Origin of the sequence: Streptomyces seoulensis (assembly GCF_004328625.1) — a bacterium.
In the GTDB taxonomy this organism is placed as follows: domain Bacteria; phylum Actinomycetota; class Actinomycetes; order Streptomycetales; family Streptomycetaceae; genus Streptomyces; species Streptomyces seoulensis.
In genome coordinates, this window is the sequence record NZ_CP032229.1 from 1,518,766 (window position 1) to 1,533,720 (window position 14,955).

Sequence of the window (14,955 nt, forward strand, 5' to 3'; positions counted from 1 at the left end):
ACAGCGGTCCGTGACACACTCTCCTCTCGCTATGGACATATCCGGGACCCAGCTCAGAGCCGTGCGCGCGGCGCTGTTCACGGCCTTCACCGTGACGCTCAGCACCGCGTCGCACGTGCTGCTGTCCCGGTCCCCGCTGCCGGTGGCGACCGTGCTCGCGGTCGCCGCCGGGGTGTTCACCGCCGCGTACGCGCTGGCGGGCCGGGAGCGCGGCTTCGGCCCGATCGCGGCCCTGCTGGTCCCGCTGGAGCTGGCCGCCGACACCGTCTTCACCACCGGCCAGCACGCCTGCTACGGCCGGGCCGGCGGCCCGGTCGCCGGCCCGCTGCACGCGGTGGGCCTGGACCTGCTGTGCCGGGGCGGCGCGGTGGGCGGCCCGCTGGCCCATGTCTCCGGTGTCCCCGGCTCCCCCGGCCGCGCGGGCGCGCTGCTCGCGCACACCGACCCGGCCGCCGCCTGGCTGCTGCTCGCCGCGCATGTCGGGGTGGGGCTGCTGGCCGCCGCCTGGCTGCGCCGGGGCGAGCGGGCCCTGACCGAGCTGGTGCGGGCGGTCGCCGCGACCACGTTCCGGCCGCTGCTGCTGGCGGTCGCCGCCGGTACGGTACGGCCGGCCCCGGCCCGCACCACGCCCCGCCCGGCGCCGCGTCCGGCCGCCGCGCGGGTCCTGCTCCTCGCGCACTCCCTGGGACGGCGCGGACCGCCGTGCTCCCCCGCGTTCGCCCGCCCCTGAGCGACACCGGGCGACCCCGGGCGGCACAGAGCACGACCCAGTTCCCCACACGTATCCCGCGCACACGTACCCCGCGTACGGCATGTGCGCGTCCTCTATGGAGATCACCAACATGAGCAAGCGGAACACCCAGGCGGCGAAGACGGCGGCGCGTGAGCGGCTGCGCGTGGAGCGCGAGCGCCAGGCCAAGCGGGACAAGGTGAAGCGGCAGGCGATCGTCGGCCTGTCGGTGGTGGCGGTGCTCGCCGCCGCGGGCGGCATAGGTTACGCGGTCGTCCAGAACAACAAGCCGAGCGGCTGGGAGGCGGCGAAGAAGGCCACCCTGGTCAAGCCCGCCCACACCACGGGCAAGGACGGCACCACGGTCGTCATCGGCAAGGACACCGCGAAGAAGACCCTCGTGATGTACGAGGACCCGCGCTGCCCGGTCTGCGCCCAGTTCGAGCAGGCGTCCGGCGCCACGGTGGACAAGGACGTCGAGGACGGCAAGTACAAGATCCAGTACGTCGGCGCCACCTTCATCGACGACAACATCCCGGGCGAGGGCTCCAAGAACGCGCTCAGCGCGCTCGGCGCGGCCCTCAACGTCGACCCGGACGCGTTCCTCAAGTACAAGTCGGCGCTGTACTCGGCGAAGTACCACCCCGACGAGCAGGAGGACAAGTTCAAGGACGACGACTACCTGATCAAGGTGGCCGACACCGTGCCCGCGCTCAAGGGCAACGCGGCCTTCCAGAAGGCCGTGAAGGACGGCACCTACGACAAGTGGGCGCTGGTGATGAGCGAGAAGTTCAACACGGACGGCAAGAAGTACAAGTTCCAGGGCACGCCGACGCTGCTCATGGACGGCAAGAAGGTCACCGGCTCCGACGGCCAGAACGCCCCGATGACGCAGGGCGAGTACGTCACCGCGATCACCAAGGCCCTCAAGGGCTGAGCCCCGTGCGCTGACGGGTACCGCGTGAAGAGCGGGCGAACTTTCGGGGTTCGCCCGCTCTTCGGGCATACCGATCAGTAACCTGATCGGCCGTGACCACTCCCCACAGATCCGTCGAGGCCGTACCGGCCCGCAACACCCTTGCGCCCAGCCGTCGTACGGTCGTCAAGGCCGCGGCGGCCGGCGCCGTCCTGGCCGGGCCGCTCGCCGCCGCGCTTCCGGCCCGCGCCGCCACCGCCGCCCCCGTCTTCGGGCACGGCGTCGCCTCCGGCGACCCGCTGCCCGACGGCGTCCTGCTCTGGACCCGGGTGACCCCCGTGCCCGAGGCGCTGCCCGGCTCCGGGATCGGCCCGGACACCGAGGTCGGCTGGACCGTCGCCCGCGACAAGGGGTTCACCGACGTCGTCGCCACCGGCTCCACCACCGCCACGGCGGCCACCGACCACACCGTGAAGGCCGACATCCGGGGCCTCAAGCCGGGCACCGACTACTGGTTCCGCTTCACCAGCGGCGGCACCGGGTCCCCCGTGGCCCGCACCCGCACCGCGCCCGCCGCCGACGCCGCCGTCACCGGTCTGCGCTTCGGCGTGGTCTCCTGCGCCAACTGGGAGGCGGGCTACTTCAGCCCCTACCGCCATCTCGCGGCCCGCGGCGACCTGGACGCCTGGCTGCACCTGGGCGACTACATCTACGAGTACGGCACCGGCGAGTACGGCACCCGGGGCACCGTGGTGCGCCCGCACTCCCCCACGCACGAGATCCTCACCCTGGCCGACTACCGGACACGGCACGCCACCTACAAGACCGACCCCGACCTCCAGGCGCTGCACCTGGCCGCGCCGGTCATCGCCATCTGGGACGACCACGAGTTCGCGGACAACGCCTGGTCCGGCGGCGCCGCCAACCACACCGAGGGCGCCGAGGGAGCGTGGACGGACCGTCAGGCGGCGGCGAAGCAGGCGTACTTCGAGTGGATGCCGGTCCGCCCGGCCGTCGCGGGCACCACCTACCGCAGGCTGCGCTTCGGCAAGCTCGCCGACCTGTCCCTGCTGGACCTGCGCTCGTTCCGCTCCCAGCAGGCGGCGAACGCCTCCGGCTCGGTCGACGACCCGGACCGCACGCTCACCGGGCGGGCCCAACTGGACTGGCTCAAGGCCGGGTTGAAGGCGTCGGACACCAAGTGGCGGCTGGTCGGCAACTCGGTGATGATCTCGCCGTTCGCGGTGGGCGCGCTCTCCGCCGACCTGCTCCGGCCGCTGGCGAAGCTGCTCGGGCTGCCGCGGGAGGGGATCGCCGTCAACACCGACCAGTGGGACGGCTACACCGACGACCGGCGCGAACTGCTGGCCCACCTCAAGGCCAACGCCATCGGCAACACCGTCTTCCTCACCGGTGACATCCACATGGCGTGGGCCAACGACGTGCCCTACGACGCGGGCACCTACCCGCTGTCGGCGTCGGCGGCCACCGAGTTCGTGGTCACCTCGCTCACCTCGGACAACCTCGACGACATCGTCAAGGTCCCCCAGGGCACCGTCTCGGCCGTCGCCGCGCCGGTCATCCAGGCCGCCAACCGGCACGTCCACTGGGTCGACACCGACCGCCACGGCTACGGCGTGCTCGACATCACCGCCGAGCGCGCGCAGATGGACTTCTACGTGACCTCCGACCGTACGAACCCGCAGGCCACGTCGGCCTGGGCCCGTTCGTACCGCACCCGCAGCGGCACCCAGAAGATGGAGCGGACCTACACACCGGTCTAGGGCCTGTCTCCCGGATCTTGCCAGGGCCCGCGACCCCGGCAAGATCCGGAAGACAGGCCCTAGCTGTATTGATCACGAGCGTTGTTAACGCAGGCAGGGCTTGATCATGGCGAAGGCCCCCGTGTGTGGTGGAGGTGTCGAATCTTCACCGCACGGAGGCCTTCGTGTCCCACCGTAATGCCCGGCTGACCGTTCACGGCAGGCGACTGCTCGTCGAACGTGTCCGCTCCGGCCGTCCCGTCGCGCATGTCGCCGCCGAGATGGGCATCTCCCGTCCCACAGCCCACAAGTGGATCCGGCGCTGGCACTCAGAGGGCGAGAGCGGACTCCTCGACCGCTCCAGCCGTCCCCGCACGACACCGCACCGGACCGCAGCCGCCACCGAGGCGCAGGTCTGCAGGCTGCGACAAGAGCGCAAGCTGGGCCCGGCACGCATCGGGCCGGTCCTGGGCCTGCCCGCCTCCACCGTGCACCGCATCCTGCTCCGGCACGGCCTGAACCGCCTGGCGTTCATCGACCGCCCCACCGGGCAGGTCATCCGCCGCTACGAACGCGCCCGTCCCGGCGAGCTGGTCCACGTCGACGTCAAGAAGCTCGGCCGCATCCCCGACGGCGGCGGCCACAAGGTGCTGGGCCGGCAGGCCGGCCGGGCCCGGCGCAACAGCGTGGGCTTCGACTACATCCATTCCGCCGTCGACGATCACTCCCGCCTGGCCTACAGCGAGGTCCACGCGGACGAGAAGGCCCTCACCTGCGCCGACTTCCTACGGCGGGCCGCAGCCTTCTTCGCCGAGCACGGCATCACCCGCATCGAGCGGGTCCTGACCGACAACGCCTGGCCCTACCGCAAGAGCTTCGCCTGGCAACAGGCACTGGCCGACCTCGGCGCGGCCGGCAAACTCACCCGCATCTACCGGCCGCAGACCAACGGCAAGGTCGAACGCTTCAACCGCACCCTGCTCGACGAATGGGCCTACCAGCGGCCCTACACCACCAACACCGAACGCACCGAAGCTCTGACAGACTTCCTCCACACCTACAACCACCACCGCTGCCACACCGCACTCGGCGGCCACCCACCCATCAACCGTGTGAACAACCCTGCGGGTCAATACACCTAGCCGCTCACAGGCTCTCCAGGAAGCCGAGCGCCACCCGCCAGGTGGCCTCGGCGGCCTCGGCGTCGTAGTCGGGCAGGTCGCGGTCCATGTAGAGGTGGCCGGCGCCGGGGTAGCGGTAGACCTCCACGTCCGCGCCGGTGCGGCCCATCTGGAGGTACCAGGCGCTCAGCCAGTCGTCCGTCTCGAACTGGTCCGGCTCGGCCACGTGCAGCTGCACCGGCAGCTCGTCCGCGACCGCGTTCGGCGCGATGTCCGAGGTGCCCTGGAGGAGCAGCAGCCCGCGCGCCTTGTCGTCGCCGAGGGCCAGGGTCTGCGCGACGGAGGCGCCGAGTGAGAACCCCGAGTAGACGAGCCCGCGTTCGGAGTAGGGGGCGACTGCCAGCACGGCCCGCTTGAGCAACTCCTCCTTGCCCACGGCTTGCTGGTACTCCATGCCTTCCTCGACCGAGTCGAAGGTGCGGCCCTCGAAGAGGTCCGGCGTCCACACCTCGTGCCCGGCCGCGCGCAGCCGGTCCGCCGCGTCGCGCACCGCGGGGGTGAGCCCGTACGCCGAGTGAAAGAGCATGATGTTCATGCCCCCATGGTGCCAGCCGCACCAGGTCAGGGCGTTACCGGCGCGGCCCGTGTACCCGGCTGGAGACCGAACACACAGGTTCATGCCGCCCCGACGCGGTTACGTTCCCCCTCATGGAGAACGTCATCCGGCCGCTGGCCGTGGTCGGCGGTGCCGTAGCGCTCACCGTGCTGCTCGGCTGGGCCACCGACCTGCTGCTGCGCAAGGCCGACGAACGGCACGGTGAGACCCCGCTGTGGGGCCTGCTGCGCCGTTGCCGCGTCCCGTACCAGCTCGTCCTGCTCGCCGCCCTGTTCAGAGGGTCCTACGCCCAGGTGCCGTGGCTGCGCCCCCACCGGGTCGGCATCGGCCAGACCCTGACCCTGGTGCTGATCGGGTCGACCGCCTGGCTGATCATCGGCATCGCGGGCGCCGTCGTGGAGACCTCGTACAGCCGCTACGCCCGGATGCACCGGGACGCGGCGCGGGTGCGCCGGGTGCGCACCCAGGTCACGCTGATCATGCGGGTGGTGTCGGCGACGGTCGGGGTGGTCGCGGTGGCGGCGATGCTGCTGACGTTCCCGGAGATGCGCGCCGCCGGTGCCTCGCTGCTGGCCTCGGCCGGCATCCTCGGCATCGTGGCCGGTGTCGCGGCCCAGTCGACGCTGTCCAACCTGTTCGCGGGGCTGCAGATCGCCTTCGGCGACATGGTGCGCATCGGCGACACCGTGGTGGTGGACGGCGAGTGGGGCACCGTCGAGGAGATCACCCTGACCTTCCTGACGGTACGGACCTGGGACGAGCGCCGGATCACCATGCCGGTCTCCTACTTCACCTCGCGCCCGTTCGAGAACTGGTCGCGCGGCACCCCGCAGATGACCGGCACCGTCTTCTGGTACCTCGACCACAGCGCGCCGGTGGAGGCGATGCGGGAGAAGCTCCGCGACATCCTGCGCCACTGCGCCGCCTGGGACGGCCGCTCCTACGGCCTGGTGGTCACCGACACCACCCCGAACACCATCGAGGTGCGCGCCCTGGTGACCGCGAAGGACGCGGACGACATCTGGACGGTCCGGGTCACGGTCCGCGAGCAGCTCATCGCCTGGCTCTCCGCCGAGCACCCGTACGCGCTCCCCCGCGTCAACACCTCCGACGCGGTCAAGGCCCCGTACCAGATCCCGTCCCCGGACCGGTCCACCCTGCGCAAGGCGTACGACTTCCCACGCACCGGCCGGGTCTAGCGGACAAGAGGAGCCGGGGGCGGCTCAGCGCAGGCTGCGTACGTCGAGATGGCGCAGCACCCGGTCCACGATCTCCGGGTCCGCCCCCGGCTCACTGCGTGCCGCGAGCACCTCGTGGCGGGCGGCGCTCATCATCTCGGACTGGATCTGCCGCACCCGCTTCAGGCGCCGGGCCCGCTTCTCGTGGGCCTCACGGCGCTCCTCCTCGCCCATGTCGGGGCTGATGCGGATGCCGATGTCGAAGGCGCGCCGCAGCATCTGCTCGGACAGCTCCTCGGGGAGGTCCTCGACCTGCTCGATCTCCCGCAGCTTGCGCCGGGCGGCCTTGGTCGCGCGGACCGCCAGCTCCTTCTCGAAGTCCTTCTCCCGCTCGGAGTCGGCCCGCACCCCGAGCCTGCGCACCAGCGAGGGCAGGGTGAGCCCCTGGAGCACCAGGGTGGCGATGATCACCCCGAAGGCGATGAAGACGATGATGTCCCGGTCCGGGAAGGGCCCGCCGTCCTCGGTGGTGAGCGGGACGGCGAGGGCGAGGGCCACCGAGGCCACCCCGCGCATCCCGGACCACCACATCACCACGGTCTCGCGCCAGCCGACCGGGATCTCCTCGTCGATGTCCCGCCGGGCGTGCAGCCGTTTGGTCAGCCAGGTCGCCGGCAGCAGCCAGAGCAGGCGGACCAGGATCACCACGGCCGCGACCGCCGCCGCCCACCCCAGCAGCTCACCCCAGCGGCCGGAGGCGGTACGGACGGCGTTGTGCAGTTCGAGGCCGATCAGCCCGAAGGCGACGCCGGTGACGAGGGTGTCGATGATGTCCCAGAAGGTGTGCCCGGCCAGCCGGGTCATCACGTCGTCGGCGTCGGTGGCGTACTCGGAGAGGAACAGAGCGGTGGTCAGCACCGCGAGCACGCCCGAGCCGTGCAGCTCCTCGGCGAGCACGTAGGAGGCGTAAGGCACCAGGAGGGTGAGACCGATCTGGAGGGTGGCGTCACCCAGCAGGGACATCAGTTTGTTGGCGCCCCAGCCGAGCACCAGGCCGATGACGACGGCGACGACCGCGGAGAGCACCAGGTCGAGCCCGGCCTCCCAGGGCGAGAACTCACCGCTGATCGCGGCGGCGATGGCCACGTGGTAGAGCACGATCGCGGTGACGTCGTTGAACAGCCCCTCGCCCTCCAGGATGGACACCAGACGGCGCGGCAGGCCCAGCTGACCGGCGACGGCGGTCGCGGCGACCGGGTCCGGCGGGGCGATCAGCGCGCCCAGCGCGACGGCGGCGGCCACCGGCAGGCCCGGCACTATGGCGTGTGCGACCGCGGCCACACAGAGGGTGGTCACGAAGACCAGGGCGACGGCCAGCAGGAAGATCGGCCGGATGTTCGCCGTGAACTGCCGCCAGGAGGTGCGCCGCACGGCCGCGTAGAGCAGCGGCGGCAGCAGGGCGGGCAGGATCAGGTCGGGCGGGATGTCGACGTTGGGCACGAAGGGCAGCACGGCGAGCACCCCGCCGAACACCGTCATCAGCACCGGCGCCGGGAGGTTGAAGTACTCGCCCACCGGCACGCTCACCAGAGCCGCCAGCAGGATCACGAACAACAGGGCCAGCTGATCCACGTAGCGCGCTCCGGAGGTAAACGATCACCGCAAGCCTCCAGCCTGCCACGCCGGCCGGAAAAGCCCGGTCAACGGCCCGCCCTCGTACGGCAGTCCTACGCGGGTCCCAGCGGCCGGCGCATCGCCCGGTGGTCGATCCCGGCGTCCTGGAAACCGGGGCCGTACGCGGTGTAGCCGAGGCGCTCGTAGAACCCGAGAGCCTGGGTCTGGGCGTGCAGGTCGACGGCGGTGAGGCCGAGGTCCCGGGCCGCGTCCTCGATGGCCCGCACCAGGGCCGCGCCGACGCCGAGGCCGCGCGCCCGCCGGGTCACCGCGAGCCGGCCCAGCGAGCCCACCGAGGCGTCCCCGCCGGTCTTGCCCGCAACCGCCGCGCCGTGCAGCAGCCGGCCGGTGCCGAGCGGTATGCCGTCCGCGCCGGTGGCCAGCACGTGCAGGGCGGTGGCGTCGTGGGCGTCGTACTCGATGTCCTCGGGCACGCCCTGCTCGCCGACGAAGACCTCCTTGCGGACCGCGAAGCACGCCTCACGGTCGGCGGGGTCCTCGGCGATCCGGACGGTGTACGGCGCGCTCACGCGTACGTCTCCTCGCGGACCCGGTCGAGGGCGCGGCTGAGGTCCTCGGGGTAGTCGCTCTCGAACTCGACCCACTGGCCGTCCGCCGGGTGCTCGAAGCCGAGCCGCACCGCGTGCAGCCACTGGCGCTCCAGCATGAGGCGCTTGGCGAGCGTGGGGTCGGCGCCGTAGGTCAGGTCGCCGACGCAGGGGTGGCGGTGGGCGGCCATGTGGACGCGGATCTGGTGGGTGCGGCCCGTCTCCAGCTTCACGTCCAGCAGGGAGGCGGAGCGGAACGCCTCGATGAGGTCGTAGTGCGTCACCGAGGGCTTGCCCTCGGCGGTGACGGCCCACTTGTAGTCGTGCTGGGGGTGGCGGCCGATGGGGGCGTCGATCGTGCCGCTGGTCGGGTCTGGGTGGCCCTGGACCAGGGTGTGGTAGCGCTTGTCGACCGTGCGCTCCTTGAACTGGCGCTTGAGCGAGGTGTAGGCGCGCTCGGACTTGGCGACCACCATCAGGCCGGAGGTGCCCACGTCCAGCCGGTGCACGATGCCCTGGCGCTCGGCCGCGCCCGAGGTGGAGATCCGGTACCCGGCGGCGGCGAGACCGCCGATGACGGTGGTGCCGGTCCAGCCGGGCGAGGGGTGCGCGGCCACGCCGACGGGCTTGACGATCACGACCACGTCGTCGTCGTCGTAGACGATCTCCATGCCCTCGACCGGCTCGGCGACGATCTGCACCGGGGCGGGTGCCTGCGGCATCTCCACCTCCAGCCAGGCGCCGCCGTGCACGCGCTCGGACTTGCCGACCACGGCGCCGTCGACCTGGACCTTGCCGGCCGCGGCCAGCTCGGCCGCCTTCGTGCGGGAGAAGCCGAACATCCGGGAGATGGCGGCGTCGACGCGCTCGCCCTCCAGGCCGTCGGGCACGGGCAGGGTTCGGATCTCGGGAAACGTGCTCACCCGTCGAGTATGACGGACGGCCCGCACGGCACCGACCGAGCCTGTGGAAAACCCGGGCGGAGGCCCGTCAGTCCTTGTGGACGGTGCCGTCCGGGTCCAGGCCGCGGAAGGAGAGCAGCACGATCAGGATGCCGCCGCAGACGATCGCGGAGTCCGCCAGGTTGAACACGGCGAAGCCGCGGGGCGCGATGAAGTCGACGACCTCGCCCTGGAAGACGCCGGGGGCGCGGAAGATCCGGTCGGTGAGGTTGCCGAGGGCGCCGCCGAGCAGCAGGCCGAGCGCGACGGCCCAGGGGAAGCTGTAGAGCTTGCGGGAGAGCCGGACGATGACCACGATCACGGCGACGGCGATCACCGTGAAGATGATCGTGAAGGCCGCGCCGAAGCCGAAGGCGGCACCGGGGTTGCGGATGGCGTGCAACTCCAGGAGGTCGCCGACCAGCTGGATCGGCGCGTGGTGCTCCAGCTTCGCCACCACCAGCAGCTTGCTGCCGAGGTCGAGGGCGTAGGCGAACGCGGCCACCGCGAAGAGCACGGCGATCCGGCGTCCCCGCCCGGTCCGGGGCGCGGGGGCGCTCGCCCGCTCTCCGCTGTCCTCCGGAGTGTCCGGCGTACCGATGATGCGCTCCGCCTCTGCCACGTGAGTCCCTCAACCTAGGTGCCTGACTGAAGGAGAGAGTACGACACGCCCCCGGCGGTGGCAGAGAGCGGACCCGAGGTCAGGAGCGGCGTTCCTGCTTCTGCTTGCACTCCACGCACAGGGTGGCCCGGGGGAACGCCTGCATGCGGGCCTTGCCGATGGGGTTGCCGCAGTTCTCGCACAGACCGTAGGTGCCCGCGTCCATCCGCTCCAGGGCGCGCTCGGTCTGGCTGAGCATCTCGCGCGCGTTGGCGGCCAGGGCCAGCTCGTGCTCGCGGGTGATGTTCTTGCTGCCGGTGTCGGCCTCGTCGTCACCGGCGCCGTCCGCCGAGTCGCGCATCATGCCGACCAGGGACGCCTCCGACGTGGAGATCTCGGTGCCGAGCCGGTCCGCCTCTGCGGCCAGTTCCGCGCGCGCCTCGGCGGCCTCCTCCGGGGTCCAGGGGTCCTCGCCGGGACGTACGGCCAGGTCACCGGGTTCCGCGGCGATCAGGCGCGTGCCCGGCAGGGCGCCGCCGTCCGCCGTGGCCGTGCCAGGAGTCTTCTTCGCTACCACTCTCGTGGCTCCCGTCTTGTCGGCCGTGCTCTTCCCGGCCGCCTGCTCGGCGACCGTCTTCTTCGCGGGCGCCTTCTGAGCCGCGGTCTTCCTGGTGGCGCTCTTCTTGGCGACCGCCTTCTTGCCCGCCGTCTTCTTGGCGGCGAGCTTCTTGGCGGGCGTCTTGGCGGGCGTCTTCTCGGCGGCGGCCGTGGAGGCCGTCTTCTTGGCCGCGGTCTTCCTGGTGGCCGGCTTCTTCGCCGCCGTCTTCCCGGCCGCCGTGCCCTGCGGGGTGGCCGCCTCGGCGGCGGTGGCCTCGGGGGCCGTCTTCCCTGGAGTCACCGTCTCGCCGCCCGTCTGCTCACCGGCCGCCGGCCCGGCGGACGTCCTCTTGGTCGTGGTCGTCTTCTTCTTCGCGGCGGGCGCACTCTTCTCACCTGCGGCTTTCTTCCGTGCGGCGCCCGCGTCGGCCGCCTGGTCCGTCTTTTTCGGCCGCCCGCTCCCCTTTCCCGGCGGAGTTCCCGCCGAACCGCCGGAGGTCTTCTTCGCCACCATGGCCGGGACCCCTTCACATAAGTGAGATTGCAGGCGAATCGTGCTGGGACGATAAATCGACTTGGGTCCCGCGGCAACGGGGCACGCCGCCCGATTCGCCCGCCCCGCGCCCCCCGCGCAGCAGACCTGCATCCGTTGTGCCCAGCTCCCCGGCCCGTAACCCGTCACTCCCGCCCCGCCGCCGTTCGGGTCACCCCGGCCGGCCCGGAAAAGCGGTCGGCCGCTGTCCGCGCGGCGCCGTACACTGGGCGGAGCGAGAAGCGTGGATGGGGACGAGTAGCGTCGTAACGCAGCCCAGAGCGAGCCGGGGTCGGTGGAAGCCCGGTGGCGAGCGCGATGTGAAGATCACCCCGGAGCCGCCGGAGGAAAGCCCCCTGGGGCGAGTAGAACCGGCTTCGCGACCCCAATGAGGGGGCTCACCGCCGGACGGACCCCGGTGGCGGGCCAAGGAGGGTGGTACCGCGGGAGCGCGCCGCACACGGCGTGAACAGGAAGAACGCTCTCGTCCCTCCGACGGAAGGCAGCAAGTTCCGTTGGAGGATGCTCGCAGATGACAGCGCCGACGTACCGCCAGGTGCCCGCCCAGGTCGACCTGCCCGCGCTTGAGCACGCCGTGCTCGACTTCTGGCGCGATCAGAAGATCTTCGCCAAGACCCTGGAGCAGTCCGAGGGCCGCCCCGAGTGGGTGTTCTACGAGGGCCCGCCGACCGCCAACGGCATGCCGGGCGCCCACCACATCGAGGCCCGCGTCTTCAAGGACGTCTTCCCCCGCTTCCGCACCATGCGCGGCTACCACGTCGGCCGCAAGGCCGGCTGGGACTGCCACGGCCTGCCGGTCGAGCTGGCCGTGGAGAAGGAGCTGGGCTTCTCCGGCAAGAAGGACATCGAGGCGTACGGCATCGCCGAGTTCAACGCCAAGTGCCGCGAGTCGGTGACCCGGCACACGGACGCCTTCGCCGAGCTGACGACCCGCATGGGGTACTGGACGGACCTCGAGGACCCGTACCGCACGATGGACCCCGAGTACATCGACTCGGTGTGGTGGTCGCTGAAGCAGATCTTCGACAAGGGCCTGCTGGTCCAGGACCACCGTGTCGCCCCCTGGTGCCCCCGCTGCGGCACCGGCCTGTCCGACCACGAGCTGGCCCAGGGCTACGAGACGGTCGTCGACCCCTCCGTCTACGTCCGCTTCCCGCTCACCTCCGGCCCGCTGGCCGGCGAGGCGTCCCTGCTGGTGTGGACGACGACCCCGTGGACCCTGGTGTCCAACACGGCCGTCGCCGCCCACCCGGACGTCACCTACGTCGTCGCCACCGACGGCACGGAGAAGGTCGTCGTCGCCGAGCCGCTGCTCGGCAAGGCGCTCGGCGAGGGCTGGGAGCCCACCGGCGAGTCCTTCACCGGCGCCGAGATGGAGCGCTGGACCTACCAGCGCCCCTTCGAGCTTGTCGAGTTCCCCGAGCCCGCGCACTACGTGGTCAACGCGGAGTACGTCACCACCGAGGACGGCACCGGTCTGGTCCACCAGTCCCCCGCCTTCGGCGAGGACGACCTCAAGGTCTGCCGCGCCTACGGCCTGCCGGTGATCAACCCGGTCCGCCCGGACGGCACCTTCGAGGAGGACGTCCCGCTCGTCGGCGGCGTCTTCTTCAAGAAGGCCGACGAGCGGCTCACCGAGGACCTGCGCGAGCGCGGCCTGCTCTTCCGCCACCTGCCCTACGAGCACAGCTACCCGCACTGCTGGCGCTGCCACACCGCGCTGCTGTACTACGCCCAGCCGTCCTGGTACATCCGCACCACCGCCGTCAAGGACCGGATGCTCGCGGAGAACGAGGGCACCAACTGGTTCCCGGAGACCGTCAAGCACGGCCGCTTCGGCGACTGGCTGAGCAACAACATCGACTGGGCGCTCTCCCGCAACCGCTACTGGGGCACCCCGCTGCCCGTCTGGCGCTGCGACGACGACCACCTCACGGTCGTCGGCTCCCGCGCCGAGCTGAGCGAGCTGACCGGCACCGACCAGTCGGGCCTGGACCCGCACCGCCCCTACATCGACGCGGTGACCTTCCCCTGCCCGCAGTGCGGCGACACCGCCACCCGCGTGCCGGAGGTCATCGACGCCTGGTACGACTCGGGTTCGATGCCGTTCGCGCAGTGGGGCTACCCGCACAAGAACAAGGAGCTGTTCGAGAGCCGGTACCCGGCACAGTTCATCTCCGAGGCCATCGACCAGACCCGCGGCTGGTTCTACACCCTGATGGCGATCGGCACCCTGGTGTTCGACGAGTCCTCCTACGAGAACGTCGTGTGCCTCGGCCACATCCTCGCCGAGGACGGCCGCAAGATGTCCAAGCACCTGGGCAACACCCTGGAGCCCATCCCGCTGATGGACCAGCACGGCGCGGACGCGGTGCGCTGGTTCATGGCGGCCGGCGGCTCCCCCTGGGCGGCCCGCCGGGTCGGCCACGGCACCATCCAGGAGGTCGTCCGCAAGACGCTCCTCACCTACTGGAACACCGTCGCCTTCCAGGCCCTGTACGCCCGCACCGCCGGCTGGGCCCCCAGCGAGGCGGACCCGGCCCCGGCCGACCGCCCGCTGCTGGACCGCTGGCTGCTGTCCGAACTCCACGCCCTCACCGACCAGGTGACGAAGGCGCTGGAGGCGTACGACACCCAGCGCGCCGGCAAGCTGCTCTCCGCGTTCGTGGACGACCTGTCCAACTGGTACGTGCGCCGTTCGCGCCGCCGGTTCTGGCAGGGCGACAAGGCCGCGCTGCGCACGCTGCACGAGGTGGTCGGGACGGTCACCCAGCTCATGGCGCCGATCACTCCGTTCATCGCCGAGCGGGTCTGGCAGGACCTGATCGTGCCCGTCACCCCGGACGCCCCGGAGTCGGTCCACCTCTCCGCATGGCCGGAGGCCGACCTGTCGGCGATCGACCCGGAGCTGTCCCGGCAGATGGCGCTGGTCCGGCGGCTGGTCGAGCTGGGCCGCGCCACGCGTGCCGAGTCGGGCGTGAAGACGCGTCAGCCGCTGTCCCGCGCGCTGGTCGGCGTGGCCGGCTTCGACGCCCTCGACGCGGAGCTGCGCGCGCAGATCACCGAGGAGCTGAACGTCGAGTCCCTGGCCTCGCTGTCCGAGGTCGGCGGCTCGCTCGTGGACACCACGGCCAAGGCCAACTTCCGGGCGCTGGGCAAGCGTTTCGGCAAGCGGGTGCAGGACGTGGCCAAGGCGGTCGCCGCCGCCGACGCCGCCGCGCTGTCCCTCGCGCTGCGCGAGGGCACGGCCTCGGTGGAGGTCGACGGGGAGACGGTGACGCTCGCCCCGGACGAGGTGATCATCACGGAGACGCCGCGTGAGGGCTGGTCGGTGGCTTCCGACTCCGGTGCGACGGTGGCGCTCGACCTGGAGATCACGGAGGAGCTGCGGCAGGCGGGGCTCGCCCGCGATGCCATCCGGCTGATCCAGGAGGCCCGCAAGAACAGTGGGCTGGACGTGGCGGACCGGATCGCGCTGCGCTGGTCGGCTGCGGAGCCGGCGGTGGCCGCCGCCCTGGCCGAGCACTCCGGGCTGATCTCGGAGGAGGTTCTCGCCACGGACTTCGCCCAGGGCGACGGTGACGAGACCTTCGGAGAGGCGTTCACGGACGAGGGGCTGTCCCTGACGTTCCGTCTGCGCAAGGCGTAACACTCGGCATTCAGTGACGGCGGCTCCCGGTGGGGAGCCGCCGTCGCTGGTTCCAGGCCGAGATCGTC

12 protein-coding genes are annotated in these 14,955 nt (G+C 71.5%); 6 read left to right on the forward strand and 6 right to left on the reverse strand.

Annotated elements, in window-relative coordinates; translation table 11 throughout:
* Positions 1 to 31: 31 nt before the first annotated feature.
* The 4 genes from D0Z67_RS07130 to D0Z67_RS07145 all read left to right on the forward strand — a co-directional run bounded on the left by D0Z67_RS07130 (position 32) and on the right by D0Z67_RS07145 (position 4,551).
* Positions 32 to 730, forward strand: a complete 699-nt coding sequence (locus D0Z67_RS07130; protein WP_031182929.1) for a hypothetical protein — start codon at positions 32 to 34, stop codon at positions 728 to 730.
* A gap of 112 nt (positions 731 to 842) precedes the next feature.
* A complete protein-coding gene (locus D0Z67_RS07135; RefSeq protein WP_031182930.1) occupies positions 843 to 1,667 on the forward strand; it encodes a thioredoxin domain-containing protein in 825 nt (274 codons plus the stop codon).
* A 92-nt stretch (positions 1,668 to 1,759) separates the two neighbouring features.
* Positions 1,760 to 3,430 (forward strand): alkaline phosphatase D family protein, encoded by a 1,671-nt coding sequence (locus D0Z67_RS07140; RefSeq protein ID WP_031182931.1) that lies wholly within the window; start codon positions 1,760 to 1,762, stop codon positions 3,428 to 3,430.
* 164 nt (positions 3,431 to 3,594) lie between these two features.
* Positions 3,595 to 4,551 (forward strand): IS481 family transposase, encoded by a 957-nt coding sequence (locus tag D0Z67_RS07145; RefSeq protein WP_131589622.1) that lies wholly within the window; start codon positions 3,595 to 3,597, stop codon positions 4,549 to 4,551.
* Positions 4,552 to 4,555: 4 nt separating this feature from the next.
* On the opposite strand, the gene D0Z67_RS07150 is transcribed toward D0Z67_RS07145, so the two are convergent.
* Complete coding sequence (locus D0Z67_RS07150; protein WP_031183746.1) at positions 4,556 to 5,125, reverse strand: dienelactone hydrolase family protein; 570 nt, start codon at positions 5,123 to 5,125, stop codon at positions 4,556 to 4,558.
* Between the two features lie 113 nt (positions 5,126 to 5,238).
* On the opposite strand from D0Z67_RS07150, the gene D0Z67_RS07155 reads away from it, so the two are divergent.
* A complete protein-coding gene (locus D0Z67_RS07155) occupies positions 5,239 to 6,345 on the forward strand; it encodes a mechanosensitive ion channel family protein (RefSeq protein WP_031183747.1) in 1,107 nt (368 codons plus the stop codon).
* A 24-nt stretch (positions 6,346 to 6,369) separates the two neighbouring features.
* Here the strand turns inward: D0Z67_RS07155 and D0Z67_RS07160 are convergent, their stop codons facing one another.
* The 5 genes from D0Z67_RS07160 to D0Z67_RS07180 form a co-directional block, all read right to left on the reverse strand.
* Complete coding sequence (locus tag D0Z67_RS07160; RefSeq protein ID WP_031183748.1) at positions 6,370 to 7,956, reverse strand: Na+/H+ antiporter; 1,587 nt, start codon at positions 7,954 to 7,956, stop codon at positions 6,370 to 6,372.
* A 95-nt stretch (positions 7,957 to 8,051) separates the two neighbouring features.
* A complete protein-coding gene (locus D0Z67_RS07165) occupies positions 8,052 to 8,528 on the reverse strand; it encodes a GNAT family N-acetyltransferase (protein ID WP_031183749.1) in 477 nt (158 codons plus the stop codon).
* Positions 8,525 to 9,469 carry an RluA family pseudouridine synthase gene (locus tag D0Z67_RS07170; RefSeq protein WP_031183750.1) on the reverse strand — a complete coding sequence of 315 codons (945 nt, stop codon included), beginning with the start codon at positions 9,467 to 9,469 and terminating at the stop codon, positions 8,525 to 8,527. Before D0Z67_RS07170 ends, D0Z67_RS07165 begins: the two co-directional genes overlap by 4 nt.
* Positions 9,470 to 9,536: 67 nt before the next feature.
* Positions 9,537 to 10,109 carry a signal peptidase II gene (lspA, locus tag D0Z67_RS07175; RefSeq protein WP_031183751.1) on the reverse strand — a complete coding sequence of 191 codons (573 nt, stop codon included), beginning with the start codon at positions 10,107 to 10,109 and terminating at the stop codon, positions 9,537 to 9,539.
* A 79-nt stretch (positions 10,110 to 10,188) separates the two neighbouring features.
* Positions 10,189 to 11,199, reverse strand: coding sequence for a TraR/DksA family transcriptional regulator (locus tag D0Z67_RS07180; RefSeq protein WP_031183752.1), 1,011 nt, complete (start codon positions 11,197 to 11,199; stop codon positions 10,189 to 10,191).
* A gap of 550 nt (positions 11,200 to 11,749) precedes the next feature.
* Between D0Z67_RS07180 and ileS the strand changes: the two genes are divergently transcribed.
* The gene (gene ileS, locus D0Z67_RS07185) at positions 11,750 to 14,887 is read left to right on the forward strand and encodes an isoleucine--tRNA ligase (RefSeq protein WP_031183753.1); all 3,138 of its coding nucleotides are present in this window, start codon (positions 11,750 to 11,752) and stop codon (positions 14,885 to 14,887) included.
* Positions 14,888 to 14,955 lie beyond the last annotated feature (68 nt).

Bases quoted from the DNA above. Each gene is read 5' to 3' on its own strand.
- D0Z67_RS07130 (WP_031182929.1), top strand. From the start codon at position 32: ATGGACATATCCGGGACCCAGCTCAGAGCCGTGCGCGCGGCGCTGTTC.
- D0Z67_RS07135 (WP_031182930.1), top strand. From the start codon at position 843: ATGAGCAAGCGGAACACCCAGGCGGCGAAGACGGCGGCGCGTGAGCGG.
- D0Z67_RS07150 (WP_031183746.1), bottom strand. From the start codon at position 5,125: ATGAACATCATGCTCTTTCACTCGGCGTACGGGCTCACCCCCGCGGTG.
- D0Z67_RS07155 (WP_031183747.1), top strand. From the start codon at position 5,239: ATGGAGAACGTCATCCGGCCGCTGGCCGTGGTCGGCGGTGCCGTAGCG.
- D0Z67_RS07180 (WP_031183752.1), bottom strand. From the start codon at position 11,199: ATGGTGGCGAAGAAGACCTCCGGCGGTTCGGCGGGAACTCCGCCGGGA.
- ileS (WP_031183753.1), top strand. From the start codon at position 11,750: ATGACAGCGCCGACGTACCGCCAGGTGCCCGCCCAGGTCGACCTGCCC.